The following is a 22,914-nucleotide window of genomic DNA, read 5'->3' on the forward strand; positions in this document are numbered from 1 at the left end:
TTACTGTCTTTCCTTGACATGGTTTTCATAACGGGCGCGGGCCGGGCCGATTTCGGCGCGGTCGGATACTTCAGGCACCGCGACATCCCACCAGTGACCGCCGGCCTGCGGCGTCGGGTAAGGATCGGTATCGATGACGATGACGGTGGTGCGGCTGGAGGCGCGGGCGGCCGCAAGCGCCTCTTCCAGCTCGGTTATGGTGGAAACCTTGCGCGAATCCGCACCCATCGAGCCGGCATGGGCCACGAAATCGATGGCGATGGGGTTGACGTTGGTGTGGGCGTAGAGGTTGTTGAACTCCGCGCCGCCGGTTTCCATCTGCAGGCGGTTGATGCAGCCGTAGCCCCTGTTGTCGGTGATGACGAGCGTGATCTTCACGCCCATGGCAACCGAGGTCGCAAGCTCGGAATTCATCATCATGTAGGAGCCGTCGCCGACCATGACGATCACGTCGCGGTCCGGTTCCGCCATCTTGATGCCGAGGCCGCCGGCGACTTCATAACCCATGCAGGAGAAGCCGTATTCCATGTGATAGGAGAGCGGCAGCCTGGATTTCCACAGCTGGTGAAGCTCACCCGGCATGGTGCCTGCGGCGCACATGACGACGGTATTGTCGCGCGACTGGCGCTGCACCGCGCCGATGACCTGCATGTCTGTCGGCAGGCTGTTGGCATTGTCCTCGCCCGGTGCCGCCGTATCGGCATCGGCCTTTTCGAACCATGCAGCCTTGAGACCGGCATCCGGCGCGGCAAAACGGTGGCTGCCGAGGGCGGCCGACAATTTCTCAAGCCCGATCTTCGCATCCGCTGTCAGGCTGATCGCATCGTGCTTGGCGCTGTCATAGGGCTGGACGTTGAGTGCCAGGATCTTGCGGTTGGGGTTCTTGAACAGTGCCCAGGAGCCGGTGGTGAAATCCTGAAAACGGGTGCCGACGCCGAAGACGAGATCGGCTTTTTCGCTGACGATATTGGCGCTTTCAGCACCGGTGACGCCGACGGGGCCGAAATTCAGATCGTGATCCCATGCAAGCGCCGATTTACCGGCCTGCGTTTCGACGACGGGAATGGAGTGGGTTTCGGCAAAGCGCTTCAGCGTCTCGGTCGCACCGGCAAAATGCACGCCGCCGCCGGCGACGATAACAGGGTTCTTCGCTGCCTTGAGCGCAGCGACCGCCTCTTCGAATTCTACCACGTCCGGCTCAGGACGACGCTGGCGCCAGACCCGCTTTTCGAAGAAACTCTCGGGGTAATCATAGGCTTCCGCCTGCACGTCCTGGCAGAAGGCGAGCGTGACGGGGCCGCAATCGGCCGGGTCCGTCATGGTGCGCATGGCGCGGGGAGCGCTGTCAGCAATTGTTCCGGCCGCATGATGCGGTCGAAATAACGGCTGACCGGGCGGAAGCAGTCATTCACCGTCATGGTGCCATCGCCGAAATCTTCCAGCTGCTGCAGCACCGGGTCCGGGCCGCGATTGGCGAAGACATCGCCGGGGATCAGCAGAACCGGCAGGCGGTTGACATGCGCGAGCGCCGCCGCCGTCACCATGTTTGCCGCACCCGGGCCGATGGAGGAGGTGACCGCCATGGCGCGGCGGCGACGCAGCTGCTTCGAATAGGCAATGGCCGCATGGGCCATGGATTGCTCGTTCTGGCCGCGATAGGTCGGCAGTTCGTCGCGGATGCCATAAAGCGCCTCGCCGATGCCGGCGACATTGCCATGGCCGAAAATGGCCCACATGCCGGCGATATAGGTTTCGCCATGTTCATTCATCTGCGCTGCCAGGTAACGAACCATGGCCTGCGCAGCCGTCAATCTGATTGTCTTCACGCTGCCTCTCCCTTTTTGGCGCGCGCCTCATCCCAAATGCGGCACAGGCTGGTATAGCGCTGCGCCATATCCCTGACCGCTTCCTCATCGGTCATCTTGCCACCGAGCCAGCTGCGGGCGGCATCCGCGAAAATCGTGCGGCCAACGGCGAAACCTTTGACCAGATCGAAACCGGCGGCAAGGCGGAAGCTCTCTTCCAACTCGCTTTGCGGTGCATCGAGACCGAGAACGACGATGCCCCGCACGTAAGGATCGTTGCGATGCACCGCGTCGCAGGCGTTTTTCCACGCAGCACGGGTCTTCATCGGCTCCAGCTTCCACCAGTCGGGATAGACCCCGATCTCGTAAAAGCGCTCGATGATGCGGGCGGCGGTCAAATCGTCGGTTGGGCCGACCTTGGAGGGAATGACCTCCAGCAGCATTTCCAGCCGGTTGCGGCGTGTCGCCTGGAACAGACGCATGACGGTCTCTTCCTGCGTGGCGCGCATCTCATCCGTATCGTCGGGATGATAAAAACACAGAACCTTGACGACATTTTCAAGCGGCCATTCGGAAAGACCGCCGAAATCCTTGCCGAGATCGGGCTCCAGCGTCAGCGGGCGCGAACCTGGCCATTCCACCGGGCGGCCGATCCACAGGCCCGAGCCGCTGGCGGCAAACAGGGCGTCACGGCCGAGACGGCCATCGCAGAGAATGCCGTAACCCGGCCTGTCGCCGGCAACCTGCTGTGCGGCCTGAAGGCAGAGTTTCTTGAAAGCGCCGATCTGCTCGTGCTTGACGCCAAGCTCGTCGGCGATGGCCTCCAGCTGCATGCGGTGGTCAAAGGCGAAGACGCGCATCGTGTCCCAGTCGCCCTTGCGGTTGGTGGACCAGTGCACCTGCTCCAGCGCCTCGTCCTTGCGCAGCGCCTTGTTGCGAATGCCGGCCTTGAAGAAATATTGCAGCTCTTCCCAGCTCGGATAGGCGGGCGTGCAGCCATGGCGGGAGACGGCGAAGGCGCCGCAGGCATTGGCGTATTTCAGCGTCGTCGGCCAGTCTTCGCCGCGCAGCCAGCCGCGAAACAGCCCGGCCATGAAGCCATCGCCGGCACCGAGAACGTTGAAGACCTCGATCGGGAAACCCTCGCCAGTCTCGCCATCATCGAGGCTGGCAGGAATATCGCCGGCGAAAACCGAAGCACCCATCGGGCCGCGCTTGCACACCAGCGTCGCGTTCGAAACCTTGCGCACGGCGTTCAGCGCGGTCAGCGTATCGGTGGAGCCGCCGGCAATGTGGAATTCCTCTTCAGTGCCGACGATCAGGTCGAAGAGATGCAGGGTGGATTGCAGCTTGGCGGTGACCTTCTGCGATTCGACGAAACGGCTCTCGCCATCGCCATGGCCGGCCACACCCCAGAGATTGGGGCGGTAATCGATATCGAGCGCGGTCTTTGCGCCATTTTCGCGGGCGAGTTTCAGTGCCTTCAGCACCGCCGCTTCCGTCTTCGGATGCGACAGATGCGTGCCGGTGGCGCAGATGCAGCCCGCCTCGGCAATGAAGGCGGGATCGATGTCGTCTTCGCTGAGCGCCATGTCGGCGCAGTTTTCGCGATAGAAAATCAGCGGGAACTGGTTCTGGTCGCGAATGCCGAGCAGCACCAGTGCGGTCAGCCGCTCCGGATCGGTTTTAACGCCGCGCACGTCAACGCCTTCGCGCACCAGCTGCTCGCGGATGAAGCGGCCCATATGCTCGTCACCGACACGGGTGATGACGGCGCTGTTGAGCCCAAGGCGTGCAGCGCCGGCTGCGATATTGGTGGGAGAGCCGCCGATATATTTGGCAAAGGAGGCCATGTCCTCCAGACGGCCGCCGACCTGCGAACCATACAGGTCGACAGACGAGCGCCCGATCGTGATGAGATCAAGTTTTTTCAAAAGGTTCCTCCTTAGCACCGCACCTCGGTACGGTCTGCCTCACATGTCTGGAGCGGCATTCAGGCGACGATCGCCCGCATCTTTCGCCATCCCGCTCCGATGAGCCTCCTCCGCTCATTTTCGTTCGTCACGAGACGGACGATTATGGAATGCCCGTTTCATGGATTTGGATCATAAATTCTATTTTTTCCGTTTTCAATAAAAATATTCAGGCTGTTTTGCGAGTTCCCACAGCCACTGCGAGGGTAATAGCCAGACAGAGCGTGGCGGAAAGCGAGCGAAATGCGCCGAAATCGATCTCGGTGACGGTCAGCAGCGTCGCGCCGGATTTCCGGAGCGGATTGACGGCGGAATCGGAGAGCGCCACGACCGGAATACCGTTGGCGCGGGCGTTTTCCGCCAGCTCCAGCGTCTCAGTGGAATAGGGAGAAAAGGTGATAGCGATCAGCGCGTCGTCACGGGAAATGGCGCTAATATTGCCGAGCCCGCCGACCGCACTGTGCAGAACCGCCGGGACCTTCATTTTCTCGAAGGCGTAAGCGAGATAGCTGGCGATGGGGAAAGAGCGCCGCAGACCGATGATATGCACGGTGCGCGCCTTCGCCAGCGCCGAAACCGCCTCGTCAAGCTGGCGGGTATCGACCGATTTCAGCAGCATTTCCAGCGAAGAACGGCCGGCCTCCACGAATTCGGCAAGCAGGCCGGATGCGCTTTCATCGCCCTTCTCACGCAGATGGTCGAGCCGCGTGGCATAATCCGGCCAGCCGCCGACATAGGAATCACGGAACAGCCGCTGCATTTCCGAAAAGCCGGAAAAGCCCATGATCTGGCAGAAACGCATGAAGGCAGAAGGCTGTACGCCCGCCCCTTCCGCCATTTCGGCGACGGTGGAAACGGCGATGCGATCCTGATTGGAGGCGACATAATCGGCGCATTGCCGCAATCGTTTCGGCAAACCCTCCGCGACCTGGAGCAGCCGCTCATCAAAAGCCTTTACGGATTCTGGCGCCTCGATTGCCGTCATTGTCGTTCCTTTGTGCAGACTGAAATCGTGTGCACTTTAACTGCAGTGGAATTTTTATTCCATTGGGTTTTTTTAGGAAGGGCAAATGAGACGGCGGGGGCTTTGTGTGATCGGTCACCCTCCGTCATGCCGGCCTTTAGCCAGAATCCTGTAGGCGCGCATCCGCGCGGCGCGAAGAGTCTTTTCACCCCAAGGACTTGGGGTGGCTGGATACCGGCTCAAGGCCGGTATGACGAGATTATATATATGAACGCGCAACGGCGATGTGTTGGCTCAGTGCAACCCGCCAACCCCAAGATGCGTATCGATAATATCCGGGTTTTCCGCAAGATCGCTCGACGGTCCTTCCCAGACGATGCGGCCGCGTTCCATGATGATGGCGTGGTCGGCGAAGTCGATGGCCATCTGGATGCGCTGTTCGACGAGGAGAATGGTCATTTCGCCCGATTGCGCCAGTTTGGAGAAGGCGGCCATCAGTTCCTCGCAGATGACGGGGGCAAGGCCTTCGAGCGGTTCGTCGAGAAGCAGCACCCGCGGCTGGCCGAGAATCGTGCGGGCGGTGGAGAGCATCTGCTGTTCGCCGCCGGAGAGTTGCGAGCCGAGATTGCGGCGGCGCTCTTTGAGGCGCGGAAACAGCGTGTAGGCTTCCTCGATGGCCGATTTCGGCCGGGTCTTGAGGCCGACGAACAGGTTCTCCTCGACGGTGAGGGTGGGAAACACATCGCGGGTCTGCGGCACGTAGCCGAGGCCGGCTTTGGCGCGGGTGGCACTCGGCAAAGCGGCGATGTCCTGCCCACCGATGCGAATATCGCCGGCAAAGCGTTTCGTCTGGCCGGCCAGCGTGGCGAAGAGGCTGGTCTTGCCGACGCCGTTGCGGCCGAGCACGGCGAAACGCGAGCCCGACGGCACGGAAAGCGACAGGCCCTCGATGACGCGGGTGGGGCCATAACCGGCGGTGAGGTTGACGATTTCAAGCGGCGCTGCGGGCATCGGCGTAACTTCCCAGATAGGCTTGGCGGACTTCCGCATTGCTGGTGACGTCTTCCGGCGAACCATCGAAGATGACGGCGCCTGCGGCGAGCACCACCACACGTTTGGCGAAACGGAAGACCAGATCCATGTCGTGCTCGATCATCAGGATCGCGAGATCGGCCGGCAGTCGGTCGAGCGCCTGTTCGATGCGCGCGGTTTCCGTGGAAGGCACACCGGCGGCCGGTTCGTCGAGCAGCAGGATTTTCGGGCGAAGCGCCATGGCAAGCGCGATCTCGATCAGCCGCTGCTGGCCATAGGCGATTTCGCGCACCTTTGTTTCGGCAAGTGCGAGGAGGCCAAGCGTGCCGAGAATGTCGCGGGCTTCGCTCATCACCGCAGGCATGGCGCGGTAACGGCCGAAAATCCGGCCCGTTTTGCCTTCGCGCTGGAGAATGGCAAGCGCCACATGCTCCTCCGGCGTCATGTCCTGAAACAGCCGGGTAACCTGGAAGGAGCGGACGAGGCCGCGCTTCACCCGCTGGCTGGCGCTGAGGCCGGTCACATCCTCGCCGGCGATGCGCACCGTGCCGGCCGAGGGCTTGATATTGCCGGTGACGAGATTGACGAAGGTGGTCTTGCCGGCGCCATTGGGGCCGATCAGCACCGTGCGGTCTCCCGGCGAAAGCGACAGCGAGACATTGTTGGTGACGACGAGGCCGCCGAAATTCTTCTTGAGGCCGGAGACTTCGAAAATGGCGCTCATTTGCGACCTCCACGGATGCGCGCGATGATCTGTTCACCCGCGCCATAAAGCCCGCGCGGCGCAAAAAGCACGACGGCAATCAGCAGCAGGCCGACAATGGTGAGCCAGTGGAACGGATTGGCGGCCGAAACGACATCTTCGAACCACATGAAGGTGACGGTGCCGATCAACGCACCGTAAAGCGAACCCGCGCCGCCGAGCACCAGCATGACCAGCGCTTCGGCCGAAAGCGTGAAGCTGAGGCTGTCGAGGCCGACGACCTGGGTGGATATGGCGTTGAGCGCACCGCCAATGCCGGCGACGATGCCCGATATGACGAACATCTTCAAAATCGTGCCGTTGACGGCGCCGCCCATGGCCTGAATGCGGATGCTGTCCTGCTTGACGCCGCGGCACAACATGCCGAAGGGTGAGTTGACCACGACCCTGAGGGCGAGGAAGACGACGAGCAGCAGACAGACGCCGTAAATATAGGCGGTGCGGCCGAAAAGATCGAATTCGAAGGTGCCGAACAACGCGTCCGGGGAAACGCCGGCAAGACCGTCGCTGCCGCCCGTCCAGCCCGATGCCTTGTTGGCCGCCTCATGGAACAGGTGGATGACGGCGATGGAAAGAACGAGCTGCGGCAGGCCGTGGGCGCGCAAGAGAACCGTGCCGGAGACCAGCCCGGCCACGCCGCCCGCAGCCGCGCCGATCACGGTCATCAGCAGCGGATCGGTAATCTCGAAATGGGCGGCGGCGATGCCGGCGGCATAGGCGCCAGCACCGAAGAGCGCGGCATGGCCAAGCGTGGCGACGCCGCAATAGCCGGTAACGAGATCGATCGACAGCACGAGCAGCGCAATGGCAATGATGCGGGTCAGAAGCGCCAGATTATCCGGAAACAGGTAATAACCGGCAACAGCGGCGATAAGGATGAGGAGCGGCCCCGCAAGCGTGCGCAGCGGCGAGCGCGCCTTCGGGATCTCTGCCGTTTCAGTCACGTCGTTCATGAGCACCGCCATCTCATTTCGCCCTTCCGAGAAGGCCGCGCGGGAACAGCGTGATGATCACGATGACCGCCAGGTAAAAGAAGAATTCGCCATATTCGGGGGCGAGATACCGCCCGGTCGTATCGATTGCGCCGAGCAGCAGGCAGGCGATCAGCGCGCCGGGAATGGAGCCCGCGCCGCCGACCGAGACTACCACGAGGAAGGTAACCATGTAGCGCAGCGCATAATAGGGTTCGACCGGCAGCAGTTCCGCGCCGATGACGCCGCCCATGGCGGCAAGGCCGACGGCGATGGCGAAGCTGACGGCATAGATGACCTCGGTGCGAACCCCGAGTGCGGCCGCCATTGCGGCATTGTCCACCGCCGCGCGCAGCTTGATGCCGAAGGCGGTCTTTTCGAAGGTGAACCACAGTGCGCCGGCAACAGCCAGACCGCAGGCAATGGCGAAGATGCGGTGGGTGGCGATGGTGCGGAAGCCGAGATCGGTGGGGCCGGCCAGCTGCTGCGGCAAGGGAATGGTCTTCAGCGTTGGGCCGAAGACGAAATTGGCGATACCGATGATGCAGAAGGTGATGCCGATGGTCATCAGCACCTGCGTCAGTTCGGGTGCGCCATAGATGCGGCGATAGAGAAAACGCTCAAGCGGAATGGCGATGACGATGGTGCCGACAATGGCGACGAGGATCGCCACGGCGTAACCGAGGCCAAGGCCGTGGGCGGCATAGGAGGCGAGATAACCCCCGATCATGGCGAAGGCGCCATGCGCCAGATTGACCACCCGCATCAGCCCCATCGTCACTGAAAGGCCGATGGAGATGATGAACAGGACCATGCCATAGGCAAGCGCATCGACAAGGATGCTGAAGACCGTCTGCATGCTGAAAACTCCTCCCGGTGCTGCAATACCCATCCGGGCCGGAACCGGGCCGCGACGGGCGACCCGGAACGTCTTTACGAGCCGCCGTTATTTTGTGGCGGCGAGGCCCGTGTCGCCGGTTATTTCGCGGCGGCGAGGCCCGGATCGCCCTGTTTTTCGAAGGTCTGGACTTCCTTGTTGTAATAATTGCCGTCATCGCCCTTGGCCACTTCGCGCAGATAGATGTTCTGCGTAATGTGGCGGCTTTCCGGATCGATGCTGACAGGGCCGCGCGGGCTTGTCCAGGAAAGACCCTTCACCGCGTCCACCGCCTTTTCCGCATCCTGTTTGCCGCCGGTGGCCTCGATCATCTTGCTGATGACATACATGCCGTCAAAGGCGCCGACGGAAGGGAAGGAGAGCTCCTTCGGATTGCCGATGGCCTTGGCGGCGGCTTCCACGAAGGTCTTGTTCTCAGGCGAATCATGCGAGACGGCGTAATGGAAGGTCGTCTGCATGCCGAGTGCGGCTTCGCCAAGCGCCGGCAGGTCGGATTCCTGCGTCAGATCGCCCGGCGCGAAGAGCTTGACGCCTGCGGATTTCAGGCCGTTATCGTTGAAGGCCTTGACGAAACCGAGCGTGGTCGGGCCCGACGGCAGGAAGGCGAAAACGCCTTGCGCGCCGGAATCCTTCACGCGCTGCATGATCGGGCTGAAATCATTGGTGGAAAGCGGCATGCGAATGCTTTCGACAACCTCGCCGCCGGCGGCGGTAAAGGCCGCCTTGAAGGCGTTCTCGGCATCGACGCCCGGGCCGTAATCGCTGACCAGCGAAATGACCTTCTTCACGCCGCCATCAAAGGCCACCTTGGCGATGGGGGTGGAGGTTTGCCAGGTGGTGAACGAGGTGCGCACCACATAAGGGCTCTTGGTCACGATGGCCGAAGTGGCGGCATTCATGATGACCATCGGCACATTGCCCTGCTTCAGCAAAGGCGTGACGGCCATGGCATCAGGGGTGAAATAGAAGCCGGCGAGATATTGCACGCCTTCCTTCACCACCAGCTCCTGCGCCAGCGCCTTGGACTGCGCCGGATCGGCCTGCGGCACATCGCGATAGACGACTTCTACCGTATCGTCGCCGACCTTGTTGCCGTGAAGCGCGAACCAGGCGTCAATGCCGGCCTTGAAGTTCTTGCCCTGCAGCGCGAAGGGGCCGGAGAACGGACCGACCACGCCTACTTTGATTGTATCGGCATAAGCGGCAGTACTGAAGCAGATGGCCGCGATGGCGGCGGTGATCCGTAATTTCATGATTTCCTCCCAATTGATCCGTGGCTCCCATCCACCGATCCAGACTGCCAGATTGATGAGTGCGGTGGCCAAAGTAAAATGAAATAAGGGGGGTGATAAATAACCTGACGGTTATCAATACCCATCTCACCGGGTTTGTCTTATGCGAGATCGCTCAATAGTGATCATCCCGTGATTCTCAATGTATAGCGCCGCCGCAGCCATCACGACCGGCGTTTTCGCGGCACGTGGTATCGAAATGCTTCCTCATGAAAACCAGCTTTTGTGACATGTTTCGAAAATGACGGTCATACCCGCGCAAGCCTCGTGCCTTAACCAGTTCTAAGGGGATTGTTTGTAGCCTCGCGAAGCATATTGTGAACTTTATTTGGTGTCTGATGGGCGAATATCAAAATAGAGTTGTTGAGTTGATGCGAGATCGCGTTGGCGAAAGTATACTCAACAATAAGATCGAGCGCCGCGAAGCATTTCTTCGCAAGGCGCTGGCGCTGTATCGCGTCATGGGCGGAGACGCGCAAGGCATGCACGCTGCGGTGGAGGATGTGGTCAACCTGCAAAAGCCGAGTGTCGATGTCGCTATTGGCGACGTGATGCATGAACTGGCAGCAATCGGTCACGTTGCCGATCTGGATATTATTCAGGCGGGGTACAACAAGCTTGATGCCGCTAATCTCCATATTCTGAGCAAGGGCAAGAGGCTTTTGCAGAAGCAGCGGGACCAAAAACTCGCTGGCACGGCGGGAAAATAGGCCGCCCATCGAGGGCGGCCGCAATATCAGGCCACTTCCCCGACGAGAATCTCCTGCCAGGCATCATAGGCGGAGAGAACCGTTTCCATCTGCGCGGTGTGGCCGGTGATGAAATCGTTACCGTAGATTGTCTCGTCGGGATATTCGGTGATCAGCGTCATCGGCACGGTGTGGCGGTCGTCGACTGAGGACAGGCACGGGAAACCGTTGATGATGCGGAAACCAGTTTCGCCGGCGTGGATTTCATAAAGAGCGATCTGTCGGTTGTTGTAATCGAGCAGGCCGGGAATGGCGCCGAGATGGCGGGTTACCCGGTCGAGCAGGGCTTCGGCCTGCCTTTCCCAGTCCGCATGGTGGCGGATGATGAGGAAGAAACCCTTCGGCAGCGTCCACATGGCAAAATTGCGCGGTACATAACCGGAAAGCGGCCGGGTCCATTCGTGGGATGGATAACCGTGCAGGTTCACATGCAGGCTGGCGCCGCTCATCTCCTGCGCCCTGAAACGGATAGCCTTCTCATTAAGATGGACGCCCGAATTTTCCCGCGTGCGATATTCGAGATCGTCGCCGAGCGCGGTGTAACGCGCCGCGTGATGCATGTGGCGCGGATTGTCGGCTCTCAGCCGTTGATGCAGGGCGTAGCCGTCAGGATTTTCCAGCGGCGAAATGGTGAAATGCGCGCCCTTGCGTTCTGCGAGTTTGCGGGCGGCGCGGATGGCGCCGACGATGCCTGTGGTCTCATTGGGGTGCTGGCCGCCGCTGATCATCACTGCGGCATCGCTGCCGGCGACATAACGGGCGGCAAGAATACGGCCGGAACGGGAGCGGGCCTCGAAGGCCTCGCCGCCGATTTCTTCAAGCAGTTTCGCGAGCTGGCCTGCCGCAACCGGTTCGCTGGCCGTATCGATCGGCTGTTCACGGCCATCGAGAAAGGCGGTGGTGAGCGTGCGGGCCTCGATGCGGACGGAGACTTCGCCTTCACTTTTCACGATTTCCGGTACGATCTGGCCGGGTTTCAGGCCCCGGTCGCCCAGCGGCCGGCCGGACTTCTTCTGGAAGAACTCCAGGAGCGAGAAATAGAAATCCTCATGCAGCGCCTCGCGCAGGCTGACGACCTCATCGCCAAGGGAAAGCGGCAGATCTTCGGCCGGATGCGCGACACGGATGTTCAGTTCCTCGAAATAGGGCTCTTCATCGCCCCAGCCGTGGTTGGCGACGGCATGGATCGCCGCTTCGAAAAGCCGTTCGTAATCCGTCTCCAACCGCTCACCCACAGCATCGCCCGCAAGCCGGAACCAGCCGGTGGGAGAGACATTGGTTTCGCCGACGATATCGGTATGAACCCGGTTTGGAGCCAAAACCTTCAGGGTTTCCTGCCTGCCGTTGCGGCTCAACGTAACGTCATAGTGGAAGGCGTTGTCGTCGCGGGCGACGAAGTCGATCTTCGCATCGCCCACCAGAGCCGCCAACGGATAGGCTTCCAGCCGGAAACGATTGGCGGGCGCGTTGGCGTGCACCGGGTAACGCACCTCGATGATGTCGACGCCATCAAGATTGATCTCTTCCAGAAAGGTGAAGAGAAGCGGTTTATAGGCGCTGCGGATGCGGGCGCTGACGCCTCTTTTCTTCAGCCGGTTTTCGGCTTCGCGGCGGCTTTTGGCGTCGTCGAAGCTCCATGCCTCGAAAGACTGGCCGGGCTCGGCATTGGCGAGAAGCGCATCCAGCGTGCGTTCGAAAGTCTGGTCGAAAATCTGGCTCATCTGGATTACCTCGAGGTTCTGCCTGTTGGGTCAAGGCTGTCGCGCAGCCAGTCGCCGAGAAGGTTGAGGCCAAGCACAGTCAGCAGGATGGCAAGGCCGGGGAAAACGCTGACCCACCATGCGGTCTGCAGATAGGTGCGGCCATCCGCCAGCATGCCGCCCCAGCTCGGGATGGTCGGATCGACACCGAGGCCGAGGAAGGTGAGGCTGCTTTCCAAGAGGATGTTGTTGGCGACATTCAGCGTCATCAGCACGATGACCGGGCCGATGAGGTTCGGCAGCAGGTGCTGGAGAATGATGCGCCAGTCCTTCACGCCGATGGCGCGGGCGGAAAGGATGAATTCCCGCTCCCGAAGCGTCAGCACCGAGCCGCGCACGAGGCGGGCATATTGCACCCATTGCGATATGATCAGAAGGATGATGGTGTTGGTGAGGCTGCCGCCGACAATGGCGATGAAGGTGATGGCCAAGAGAATGAAGGGCATGGCGAGCTGGATATCGGCAAAGCGCATGACCAGCATATCTGAGACACCGCGATAATAACCGGCGACCAGACCGACCGCGACGCCGAAGATGACCGCGCCGATAACGGATGTGAAACCGACCAGCAGCGAAATCTTGCCGCCGGCGACGACACGGGCGAGCACGTCACGGCCGAGCGGATCGGTGCCGAGCGGATGGGCGGCATTGGCGAAGGGCTTGGCAAGGCGGGCCATCAGGTCGATCTTGTCCGCACCGCCCGGAAACAGCACATCGGAAAAGACGACGGCAAGGCAGATGACTGTCGTGAGGAACGCGCCGAGGACGAATTCGAGATTAGTGAAGCGCGCGAGACGCGAGGTTTTGGCAGCCATCGTCACTTACTCCGTGCGGATGCGCGGATCGACAAGCCCATAGGCGATATCGACCAGAAGGTTGATGCCGACGATCATCAGCGACAGCACGGTGATGACGGCCTGAAGCACGGGATAATCGCGCGCGCCGACCGCATCGAAAGCCAGCGTGCCGAGGCCCGGCCAGTTGAAGACACGTTCGATGACGACGATACCGCCGAGCAGCCCACCGAATTGCAGGCCGAAATAGGTGATGAGCGGAATGGCGCAGTTGCGCAGCGCGTGTTTGTAGAGAACCTTGTTTTCGCTGAGACCCTTGGCACGCGCCACCATGACATATTGCGAGCGCAGCGTATCGAGCATGGCCGTTCGGACAAGGCGGACATTGGTGGCGGTGAGGATGACGCCCATCGTCACGGCGGGCATGATGTAGCTGGCAAAACCGCCCATGCCGCTTGGCGGCAGCCAGCCGAGCGTGATGGAGAATAGGAGCACCAGCATCGTGGCCAGCCAGAAATTCGGGAAGGACAGGCCGACGAGCGAAAAGATGCGGATCACCTGATCGGCCGCCTTGCCGCGCGAGGTCGCCGCCTTGATGCCGAGCGGGATGGAAAGCGCAATCGACACTGCCATGGAGATGAAGGCCAAGAGCAGCGTGGCGGGCAGGGCATCGGCGATGAGGCGCGAGACCGGCGTGCTGCCGGTGAAGCTGCGGCCGAAATCGAGCGTCACGAGGCCCTTCAGGAAACTGAAATATTGCACGAAGAACGGCCGGTCGGTGCCGAGTGCTGCGCGAATGCGCGCCAGATCGTCTTCCGTCATGCTGCCGCCGCCCTGGAACATGGTGACAGCCGGATCACCGGTGAGGCGAATGGCGAAAGAAACGAGAAGGGTGATGGCGATGACGACAAAAATCGCCTGCAGCAATCGCTTGATGAGGAAACCGACCACGTTTTTTACCTTGAAGAGAGACCCGACCTTGCCCGCATTGCGGCGGGCAAGGTGTGTTGATCAGAAAACAGCCTGATTATTCGACGGTCACGTCGGTCAGCTTCAGGCGGTTATCCGGCGGTGCGATGAAACCCTTGACCCGCTTGTTGATGCCGTAAATGGCATTGGTGTTGTAAAGCGGAATTTCCAGCGCGCGGTCGGCGGTATAGCTGCCGATTTCCTTGAGGATTTTTTCGCGCTCGGCACGGTCGGTCAGCGGACGCTGGGATTCCAGCAGCTTGTCCAGCTTCTCGTCCTTGTCGTAAGGGTTCCACTTTTCACCCGAGTGATACATGGAATAGGCCGTGTTGTCGTAATCGAAGGTCCAGCCGCCCCATTTCTGCTGGAACATCGCGCCGGTCTTACCCTGCGGGATGATGTCGTTCAGCAGCACGTTGGTTTCATAGGGCTTGATGGTGGCGGTGATGCCGACCATGGAGAGGTAGCTGGAAATGACCTGCGCCACCTCGTTCATCGTCGCGTCATTGCCGCGGATATCGATCTGCAGCGCCGCACCCGGCTTGACACCCGCTTCCGCGAGCAGCTTTTTCGCACCTTCCGGATCGTAAGGCAGCGGCTTCAGTTCCGGGTCGTAACCGAAGGACAGCGCGCTCTGGAAGCTTGCGATTTCGGATGCCTGGCCGGCAAGGATCGACTTGACGATGGTGCCGCGGTCGACGGCCATGATGATCGCCTTGCGCACCTTCGGATCGGCGGTGATGCCGTCACGGGTGTTGAAGCGCAGCGCATCGACCGTCGGGCCGGGCACGCTGACGATCTCAAGCTTGGAATCGCCTTGGATAACCGGGATCATACCAATCGGAATGGTCGGCGGAATGACGAGATCGACGCGGCCGGCCTGCAATTCGGCAACGGCGGTCGCCGGCTCGGCGATGAAGCGATATTCAAGCTCGGAGAGTTTTGGCGCACCGCCCCAGTAATCCGGGTTGGCTTCGAGCTTGATATTGGTCTTCGGTGCGTAGGAAACGAATTTGAACGCGCCGGTGCCGACGGGGTTGAGGTTGAAATTATCCTCGCCCTTTTCCTGAATATATTTCGGCGGAACGATCATGCCGCCATAACCGGCAAGCTTGGTCAGCAGCACCGGATCCGGCGCTTTCAGCTTCATGTCGACGGTGTAGTCGTCGATGACATCGACACTTTCGATGGCGACATAGTTGGAGCGCTGCGGGCCCTTGGCACCCTGTTCGCCAAGAAGGCGCTCGAAGGTGAACTTGACGGCGGCGGCGTTGAAGGGTTCGCCATTGTGGAACTTGACGTTCTGGCGCAGCTTGAAGCGGATGCGCTTGCCCTCATCCAGCTCTTCCCAGGATTCGGCAAGGCCGGGCACAACCTTCAGGTCCGGGCCGCGATAGGTCAGGCCGTCGAAGATGTTGGTGGCGACAGCCGCCCACTGCACGAGGAAGGTGTCGATCGGATCCCAGCTACCCGGGTCCTGCGGGCTGGAAATGGTCATCTTGCCGGCGGCGAAAGCCGGTGCGGCGGTCAAGGCCGTGGCGGCCATGGCAAGCGCGACGAACGTTGTCGTCATCCCCTTCTTTATCATTGTCATCTACCTGTTCCTCTTCAGATGGTTGCGGTTCTGGTTGTTATTCAGGCGCTCTTCGCGATGAAGTGGCCCGGATTGATTTCCTCATGGGCGAGAATGGCCGGCTCGTCGCCGACACGGCGCACGGGATTGGGTATTTCTCCCTCGATCATGGCGATGCGGCGCTCGATGGTCGGATCGGCAACCGGCACGGCCGACAGCAGGCGGCGGGTATAATCATGCGTCGGCGTTTCGAACACCTGCCGGCGGCTGCCCATTTCCATGATCTGGCCGAGATAAAGCACGGCGACGCGGTGGCTCATCTTTTCCACGACAGCCATGTCATGGCTGATGAAGAGATAAGCGAGGCCACGCTCCGCCTGCAAATCCATGAACAGATTGATGATCTGCGCCTGAATGGAGACGTCGAGCGCCGAGAGCGCCTCATCGGCGATGATGAGCTTGGGATCGGAAGCCAGCGCGCGGGCAATGCAGACGCGCTGGCGCTGGCCGCCGGAAAACTCGTGCGGATAACGCGCGGCATGTTCGGAGCTGAGGCCCACACGCTCCAGCAATTCATCCACGCGCCGCTTTACGGCCTTCTGATCGTTGATCAAACCATGGGTGTTGATCGGCTCGGCAATCGAGAAGCCGACCGTCTTGCGCGGATCGAGCGAGGCGAAGGGGTCCTGGAAGATATATTGCACTTCCTGGCGCATGCGGAAGCGTTCCGCCGCCGACATCTGCGAATAGCTGCGACCATTGAAGGCAATTTCGCCCGACACGGCCGTCTGCAATTGCTGGATGGTGCGGCCGATGGTGGATTTGCCGGACCCGGATTCGCCCACCAGCGCCAGCGTTTCGCCGGCGTGAATATCGAAGCTCACCTTCTGCACGGCGCTGCAACGGTGCGTCGCCTTGCCGAACAGGTTCTTGCGGATATCGAAGCGCACGAACAGGTCCTTGACCGACAGAAGCGGCTTGGCGTCATATTTCGCGGTGTTTTGCACGCGCTCTTCGCCGATCACGACCGGCTGGCCATCCTGCAACACGGTGAGCGGCAGGCGCTTGGGAAACTCTTCGCCTTCCATGCTGCCGAGGCGCGGCACGGCGGAAAGCAGGGCGCGCGTGTAAGGGTGCTGTGGGTTGGCGAAGATGTCCTTTACAGGACCTTCCTCGACCTTCTTGCCCTTCCACATGACGACCACGTCATCGGCCATTTCCGCCACCACGCCCATATCGTGGGTGATGAAGACCATGCCCATGCCGAGCTTCTTCTGCAGATCGCGCATGATGTTGAGGATCTGCGCCTGAATAGTCACATCCAGCGCCGTCGTCGGCTCGTCGGCGATCAAAAGCTTCGGCCGGCAGGCGAGCGCCATGGCGATCATCACGCGCTGGCGCATGCCGCCGGAAAGCTGGTGCGGATACCGTTTCAGAAGCTCGGCCGCATCGGGCAGGCGCACCATTTCGAGCAGCTTCTGTGCTTCCGCCAGTGCCGCCGGCTTGCCCATCTTTTCATGCAGCACGAGCACTTCGCAGATCTGGTCGCCGATGGTGAAGACGGGGTTGAGCGAGGTCATCGGCTCCTGGAAGATCATGGCGATCTCCTTGCCGCGGATCGCGCGCATCTCTTTCTGAGATGCCTTCAGCAAGTCCTTGCCTTCAAACAGGATTTTGCCGGTGGGGTAGGTCGCGCCCATCATGTCGGCAAGGCGCATGGTGGAAAGCGAGGTGACCGATTTTCCCGATCCGGATTCGCCGACAACCGCGACCGTGCGGCCGGGCTCGACGCTGAAGGAGATATCGTCCACGACGCGGCTGTTGCCGAACTCGACGCTCAGGCCTTCGACCGAGAGGAGGGCGTTTGCGGGTGCGGCAGTCATGTCAGCGTCTCCGGCGTGGCCTGCGCGGCAAAGCTGGCGCGGCCATGTGAAAATGAGGAGGGGGAAAATGTCTCGGGCAGGCGCGTGCTGGGCGACGCCATGGGCAAGGACGGGAATGTCGCGAAGAACTGCATGTCTTCAGGCCGCTTTGTCGGCAAAATGCGCGTTGGCCGTCGCCCGCGGACACGGCACATTCGATGTCACCGAAGCGCCGCAGGCAACCTCATCGGTACCGGCCGGATGATTTGCGTCAGCCGCAGATTCGACGATGCGCATGTAACTCTAATTCCCCACCCTTGTTTTGCCGAAAAAGCTAACAAAACCGAACAATCATGTCCAGAGTGTTGAACAATTTTTGTGTACTGCTCTACAAATGCGCAATGTGCATTTTAATTCGGCGCGGGTTCGTCCGGGATGGGGACTAAACAGCGAGCAGAAGTTCGTTGCACCCGCCTCCCTCATCTCCGTGCTTGTCACAGATCCAGTCAGCCCAAGTCCTTGGGCTGAAAAGATTCTTCTCGCCGCGCAGACGCGCATCGGCTGGATCCCTGTGGCAAGCACAGGGATGAGGAAGGGGAAGGTTGGCGGCAGGCTGAAAGGAGCACCCTCCTAGCTCAATGTCACCGGTTTCATGCAGGCTGTTATTCCTTCGGCATGCCGACCGGCGGCGCAAGCCGCCGTTGCGCGGCGATGCGGAAGGGCGCGTTCATCGCGCCATAACCGCCATAGGCTCCGCGTCTTTCGATGATTTCGAAGAAGAAACCCTCGCCGAAGGTGCGGCTGTAGATCTGGAAATATTCACCATTGTCGTCGCGGTCATAAAGAATGCTCGCGGCCCGGAGCGCATCGGAAAACTCCGGCTCCAGCCCGAAACGGGCTTCCAGATCGTCGTAATAATTGCGCGAGATCGGCAGGGCGTGGAAACCGCGTGCCTGCAGGGCTTTTGCGGTGGCGAAGATATCGTCGGTGGCAAACGCGATGTGCTGGATGCTGGTGCCGAAGCCCTCGGCCAGAAATTTGCCGGCGAAAGTCTTGCGATTGTCCGCACCGTTCATGGTCAGGCGGAAATGCGGCGAGGGCACGCTTTCAATCGCCTGGCTGCGCACCAGCCCGCCCGGATCGACCACATCGACCATCGGTGTGCGCCGCGTCGCAAACAGCGAGGTGTAGAATAAAAGCCAGGTCAGCATTTCATCGTAATGCGTTGTTTGCGCAAGATGATCGATCCGCCTCAGGCCGGCATCGCCTTCCGGCGTTCGGCCTTTCGTCGGCACGAATTCATTGTCCCAGATGGAGGAAAGCTCCGGTGAACCGTCGAGGAAATAGATGACGCCGTTGCCCACGCCCTGAATGGCGGGAACGGCGACTTCGCCTGATTTGCGCGGCTCGGCGAAGGTGGGCGCGCCGAGCGCTTCCGCTCGGGCAAGGGCCGCCCCAGCATTATCCACCTTCAGCCCGAAGGCATAGGCATTGGTGCCGTGGATGGAATAGGACGCTCCCGCGAAACTGTCGCCGCCATCGCTTGTATTGATGACGATGCGAATATCGCCCTGCGTATAAAGATCGACATCGCGGTTGCGGTGCCGGGCGGTGTTTTCAAAGCCGAGCGTGGCGAGAAGGGCTTCCAGATTGGGTTTTTCTTCCGGCGCGGTGGTGAATTCGACGAATTCCACCCCTTCCGTCTCCACCCGTTCCGGCATGGCGGGCACATCGATGCGGATGTCGGGTTCGAGACGGCGCACCTGGTCCATCAGGTTGATGAGCGAGCGATGGCCGTCTTCGGCCAGCAGCCGGGCGGAGCCGCCGCGGAACTGGTCGTTGAAGATTTCGAGCGACAGCGGCCCACTATAGCCGGTTGCGGCCACGGCGCGCATGAAATCCACGACCGGCAAATCGCCTTCGCCCGGCATGTTGCGGAAGTGGCGGCTCCAGTAAAGCAGGTCCATGTCGATCAGCGGCGCATCGGCAAGCTGCACGATGAAGATTTTGTCGCCGGGAATGGAGCGGATCGAATTCGGGTCGATCTTGCGCGAGAGCGTGTGGAAACTATCGAGGATGATGCCGACATTGGCGTGATCGGCGCGGCGCACCACCTCCCAGGCATCGCGGTGATCGCTGATATGGCGGCCCCAAGCAAGCGCCTCGTAACCGACGCGCACGCCATGTTTTGCCGCAAGCTCGCCTAGCTGATGGAAATCGGCGGCGGCGCGGTCGATGCCGCCGAGCGAGACCGGCGAGACATTCGAGCAGATCAGCATCAGGTCGGTGCCGAGTTCGCCCATGATGTCGAACTTGCGCTCGGCCCTTTCAAAAGCGCGGCTCCGGTGCGGCTCCGGCATGCCCTCGAAATCGCGGAACGGCTGGAAAAGGGTGATATCCAGCCCGTGATCGGCGGCCAAGGCCTTCACCTCGCGCGGGGAGGCGTCGTAGGTCAGGAAATCGTTTTCGAAAATCTCAACGCCCGAAAACCCCGCTTTGGCGATGGCCGCCAGCTTTTCGGGGAATTCGCCGCTGATCGATACGGTTGCAATGGATGTGCGCATTGGCATGCCGTGTCTTATTGTGTCATAGCTCGCCATATTGCCTTCCTTTTCAGCCTTATGTACTGATTGGTTAATAAAGGGGACGCAGCCAGAGGCCAGCCCCGTCCAGGGAATGAAGCATGAGCAAAAGCACGACCTCCAAAGGCACCCGCGATACCCGGCAGGCGAAGCGCGATCCGGAAGGGGTGCGCCGGGATATTCTTTCCGTCGCAATGGAGGAATTTTCGCAAAACGGCCTGTCTGGCGCCCGCATCGATGAGATTGCGGCGCGCACGCGCACGTCCAAGCGCATGATCTATTATTACTTCGGCGACAAGGAAGGCCTTTACAAACGCGTGCTGGAGGAAGCCTATGCGCAGGTGCGCGGCGGCGAAGGCAGTCTTGAGCTGGATGATCTCGAGCCGGTCGCCGCACTTGAGAAGCTCTGTCGGTTTACCTTCGAGCACCACCGCCGCAACCCCGCTTTCGTGCGGATGGTGATGACGGAAAACATTCACCACGGCAGGCACATCAGGGTTTCCGAAGCGATCCGCAACGTCAACCGACCGGCCATTGAAATCATGCGCCGAATATTGAAGCGCGGGCAGGATGCCGGCGTGTTTCGGCCCGGACTGGACGCTCTTGAACTGCATTGGCAGATCAGTGCACTGTCTTTTTATAACGTCTCGAACACGGAGACATTTTCGTTCAATTTTGGCGACACGCTTTTTAGCGAGGCCGGCCAGGAAGCGCTGTCTGCGCATGTGGCGGAGATGTTGCTGCGCTATGTATTGATGCCCGAGCATATTACGCGGATCGGGAAAGGCGATAGATGAGGTGGCGGAGCGCCACCTCATAACCATCGATGCCGAGGCCGGCGATCACGCCTTCGGCGCGGGTCGAGATATAGGAGTGGTGCCGGAAAACCTCGCGTTTGTGGATGTTGGAAATATGCACCTCGATCACCGGCCCCTCGAAGGCATTGAGCGCATCGAGGATCGCGACCGAGGTGTGGGTAAAGGCGCCGGGATTGATGACAATGCCCGCCGACTTGCCGCGGGCTTCGTGAATCCAGTCGATCAGCTCATATTCCCGGTTGCTCTGGGCAAAAAACAGATCGTGGCCCGCGGTTTCGGCGATCCCACGGCAATTGGCCTCGATATCGGCGAGCGTTTCATAACCATAGATTTCCGGCTGGCGCTGGCCGAGCAGGTTGAGGTTGGGACCGTTCAGAACAGTGAAAAGGCTCATGCGACGCCCTCCGCCATGCACAGCTCGGTGAAATGCGCCGTCATGCGCCCGGCATCCGGCTCGCGGCCGCAGAAGAGGCGGAATGCGCCAACAGCCTGAAACACCGTCATGCCGCCGCCGGGCAGCGTGCGACAGCCCTTTTTCGCCGCCGTCGCCAATAGCTCGGTGACAAGCGGCATATAGACGATATCGGCCACCCAGTGCCGCCGTTCGATGAGATCGGCCGGAACCGGCATGCCGGGATGGGCCGGCATGCCCATCGGCGTGGCGTGGATCAGGCCATCGGCAAAGGGCAGGGAGGCGGCGGGGTCTTTGACGGCAAGCGCGCGGCCCTCGCCGAAGCGGGCATTGAGTTCCCGGGCCAGTTGCTCCGCCCTTGGGAAATCCCGGTCGAAAATGTCGAGACGGGCGATATCGAGCTTCAATGCGGCATGGGCCACCGCAACGCCAGCGCCACCCGCGCCGACCAGAAGCGCCCGGTCACGCCGCGCATCCGGCAGGCCGCGCACGAAGCTTTCGTAAAAGCCGTACCAGTCGGTGTTGTGGCCGATGCGGCGTCCGTCCCGGAAGACGACCGTATTGACTGCGCCCAGCATGCGGGCATCGTCCGACAGTTCGTGCAGGTGCGGAATAACGGCCTGCTTGAAGGGATGGGTGATGTTGGTGCCGGAAAAACCGCGCGCTTCCAGCTCGTCCAGCAGGTCGGGAAGGGCGCTCGGCGGCAGCTTGCGGGCGGTGACATCCACCAGCTCGTAGGAGTAATCGAGGCCGTGAGCCGCCCCTTCGCGCATGTGCAGCGCGGGCGATTTGGAAAGCTGTATATCGGCGCCAATCAGGCCGACCTTGAAGGATGTTTTCTCTGTCATGATCACGTGTCGCTCATCGGACGGTGTGGGAGAGGCGGGATTATCCCCGCCTGTCTTAAGAGCGCGCGAACCTCAGTGGTGGGCGAGAATTTCGCCGAGGAACGTGCGCGTGCGCTGGTGCTTGGGATCGCGGAAGAATTCTTCCGGCGGGCCTTCCTCGATGATCTCGCCTTCCGACATGAAGATCACCCGGTCGGCCACCTGCCGTGCAAAGCCCATTTCATGGGTCACGCAGATCATCGTCATGCCGTCGCGGGCAAGGCCGATCATGGTGTCGAGCACTTCCTTCACCATTTCCGGGTCGAGAGCCGAGGTCGGCTCATCGAACAGCATGGCCTTCGGCTCCATGCACAGCGCCCGGGCGATGGCCGCGCGCTGCTGCTGGCCGCCGGAAAGCTGGGCCGGGTACTTGTCTGCCTGGTTGAGAATGCGCACGCGCTCCAGATATTTGCGCGCCGTCGCCTCCGCATCGGCTTTCGACAGGCCCTTCACCCGCATGGGCGCAAGCGTGCAGTTTTCCATGATGGTCTTGTGCGGGAAGAGATTGAAGCTCTGGAACACCATGCCCACTTCGCGGCGAACCGCATCGATGGCGCGGCTGGAATCCGACAGCGTCGTTCCCTCAACCGTGATCTTGCCCTCCTGGATTTCCTCCAGATGGTTGATACAGCGGATGAGCGTGGATTTGCCCGAACCGGACGGCCCGCAAAGAACGATTTTTTCGCCCTTGCGAACCGTCATGTTGACGTTTTTAAGCGCGTGGAAGGCTCCATACCACTTTCCCACCCCTTCAAGGGCGATCAGCGGAGCCTGAGCGGCGGATTGCGGCATGGAACTTTCCTTCATGCT

18 protein-coding genes and 1 pseudogene are annotated in these 22,914 nt (G+C 60.9%); 2 read left to right on the plus strand and 17 right to left on the minus strand.

The features are described 5' to 3' along the window. From iolD to O3W47_RS09460, 8 genes and pseudogenes are all read right to left on the minus strand, one after another. A pseudogene (iolD, locus tag O3W47_RS09425) lies at positions 1–1,826 on the minus strand (3D-(3,5/4)-trihydroxycyclohexane-1,2-dione acylhydrolase (decyclizing)). Then, positions 1,823–3,739, minus strand: a complete 1,917-nt coding sequence (locus O3W47_RS09430; RefSeq protein WP_269313539.1) for a bifunctional 5-dehydro-2-deoxygluconokinase/5-dehydro-2-deoxyphosphogluconate aldolase — start codon at positions 3,737–3,739, stop codon at positions 1,823–1,825. Before O3W47_RS09430 ends, iolD begins: the two are co-directional and overlap by 4 nt. Positions 3,740–3,947: 208 nt before the next feature. Continuing rightward, entirely contained in the window at positions 3,948–4,763 is an 816-nt protein-coding gene (locus O3W47_RS09435; protein ID WP_269313540.1) for a MurR/RpiR family transcriptional regulator, read from the minus strand. Positions 4,764–5,036: 273 nt separating this feature from the next. After that, positions 5,037–5,753, minus strand: a complete 717-nt coding sequence (locus O3W47_RS09440) for an ABC transporter ATP-binding protein (RefSeq protein WP_269313541.1) — start codon at positions 5,751–5,753, stop codon at positions 5,037–5,039. Further along, positions 5,734–6,498 (minus strand): ABC transporter ATP-binding protein, encoded by a 765-nt coding sequence (locus tag O3W47_RS09445; protein WP_020809643.1) that lies wholly within the window; start codon positions 6,496–6,498, stop codon positions 5,734–5,736. Before O3W47_RS09445 ends, O3W47_RS09440 begins: the two co-directional genes overlap by 20 nt. Continuing rightward, positions 6,495–7,502 carry a branched-chain amino acid ABC transporter permease gene (locus O3W47_RS09450; RefSeq protein ID WP_269313542.1) on the minus strand — a complete coding sequence of 336 codons (1,008 nt, stop codon included), beginning with the start codon at positions 7,500–7,502 and terminating at the stop codon, positions 6,495–6,497. Before O3W47_RS09450 ends, O3W47_RS09445 begins: the two co-directional genes overlap by 4 nt. A 1-nt stretch (position 7,503) precedes the next feature. Beyond that, positions 7,504–8,367: a branched-chain amino acid ABC transporter permease gene (locus O3W47_RS09455; RefSeq protein WP_003519826.1), complete on the minus strand. Its 864-nt coding sequence runs from the start codon at positions 8,365–8,367 to the stop codon at positions 7,504–7,506. Between the two features lie 119 nt (positions 8,368–8,486). Next, on the minus strand, positions 8,487–9,659 hold the full coding sequence (locus O3W47_RS09460) for an ABC transporter substrate-binding protein (RefSeq protein ID WP_065655351.1): 1,173 nt from the start codon (positions 9,657–9,659) through the stop codon (positions 8,487–8,489). Positions 9,660–10,036: 377 nt separating this feature from the next. Between O3W47_RS09460 and O3W47_RS09465 the strand changes: the two genes are divergently transcribed. Continuing rightward, positions 10,037–10,408 carry a hypothetical protein gene (locus tag O3W47_RS09465; RefSeq protein ID WP_127758275.1) on the plus strand — a complete coding sequence of 124 codons (372 nt, stop codon included), beginning with the start codon at positions 10,037–10,039 and terminating at the stop codon, positions 10,406–10,408. Between the two features lie 26 nt (positions 10,409–10,434). Here the strand turns inward: O3W47_RS09465 and O3W47_RS09470 are convergent, their stop codons facing one another. From O3W47_RS09470 to O3W47_RS09495, 6 genes are all read right to left on the minus strand, one after another. After that, positions 10,435–12,168, minus strand: coding sequence for a M14 family metallopeptidase (locus O3W47_RS09470; protein WP_269313543.1), 1,734 nt, complete (start codon positions 12,166–12,168; stop codon positions 10,435–10,437). 5 nt (positions 12,169–12,173) lie between these two features. Further along, positions 12,174–13,022 (minus strand): ABC transporter permease, encoded by an 849-nt coding sequence (locus O3W47_RS09475; protein ID WP_269313544.1) that lies wholly within the window; start codon positions 13,020–13,022, stop codon positions 12,174–12,176. Between the two features lie 6 nt (positions 13,023–13,028). After that, positions 13,029–13,952 carry an ABC transporter permease gene (locus O3W47_RS09480; RefSeq protein WP_269313545.1) on the minus strand — a complete coding sequence of 308 codons (924 nt, stop codon included), beginning with the start codon at positions 13,950–13,952 and terminating at the stop codon, positions 13,029–13,031. 76 nt (positions 13,953–14,028) lie between these two features. Continuing rightward, a complete protein-coding gene (locus O3W47_RS09485; RefSeq protein WP_269313546.1) occupies positions 14,029–15,564 on the minus strand; it encodes an ABC transporter substrate-binding protein in 1,536 nt (511 codons plus the stop codon). Between the two features lie 41 nt (positions 15,565–15,605). Next, positions 15,606–17,426 carry an ABC transporter ATP-binding protein gene (locus O3W47_RS09490; RefSeq protein ID WP_269313547.1) on the minus strand — a complete coding sequence of 607 codons (1,821 nt, stop codon included), beginning with the start codon at positions 17,424–17,426 and terminating at the stop codon, positions 15,606–15,608. A gap of 641 nt (positions 17,427–18,067) precedes the next feature. Next, positions 18,068–19,969 (minus strand): bifunctional sugar phosphate isomerase/epimerase/4-hydroxyphenylpyruvate dioxygenase family protein, encoded by a 1,902-nt coding sequence (locus O3W47_RS09495; RefSeq protein WP_269313725.1) that lies wholly within the window; start codon positions 19,967–19,969, stop codon positions 18,068–18,070. Positions 19,970–20,088: 119 nt separating this feature from the next. Between O3W47_RS09495 and O3W47_RS09500 the strand changes: the two genes are divergently transcribed. Next, the gene (locus O3W47_RS09500) at positions 20,089–20,784 is read left to right on the plus strand and encodes a TetR/AcrR family transcriptional regulator (protein WP_269313548.1); all 696 of its coding nucleotides are present in this window, start codon (positions 20,089–20,091) and stop codon (positions 20,782–20,784) included. Here O3W47_RS09500 and aroQ read toward each other — a convergent pair. The 3 genes from aroQ to O3W47_RS09515 form a co-directional block, all read right to left on the minus strand. After that, complete coding sequence (gene aroQ, locus O3W47_RS09505; RefSeq protein ID WP_269313549.1) at positions 20,756–21,199, minus strand: type II 3-dehydroquinate dehydratase; 444 nt, start codon at positions 21,197–21,199, stop codon at positions 20,756–20,758. The two genes, O3W47_RS09500 and aroQ, sit on opposite strands and share 29 nt — an antisense overlap. Beyond that, positions 21,196–22,065 carry a shikimate dehydrogenase gene (locus O3W47_RS09510; protein ID WP_196380409.1) on the minus strand — a complete coding sequence of 290 codons (870 nt, stop codon included), beginning with the start codon at positions 22,063–22,065 and terminating at the stop codon, positions 21,196–21,198. Before O3W47_RS09510 ends, aroQ begins: the two co-directional genes overlap by 4 nt. 72 nt (positions 22,066–22,137) lie before the next feature. Then, positions 22,138–22,896 (minus strand): amino acid ABC transporter ATP-binding protein, encoded by a 759-nt coding sequence (locus O3W47_RS09515; RefSeq protein WP_003505500.1) that lies wholly within the window; start codon positions 22,894–22,896, stop codon positions 22,138–22,140. Positions 22,897–22,914 lie beyond the last annotated feature (18 nt).

This window comes from Agrobacterium sp. LMR679 (genome assembly GCF_027157905.1).
GTDB lineage: Bacteria > Pseudomonadota > Alphaproteobacteria > Rhizobiales > Rhizobiaceae > Agrobacterium > Agrobacterium leguminum.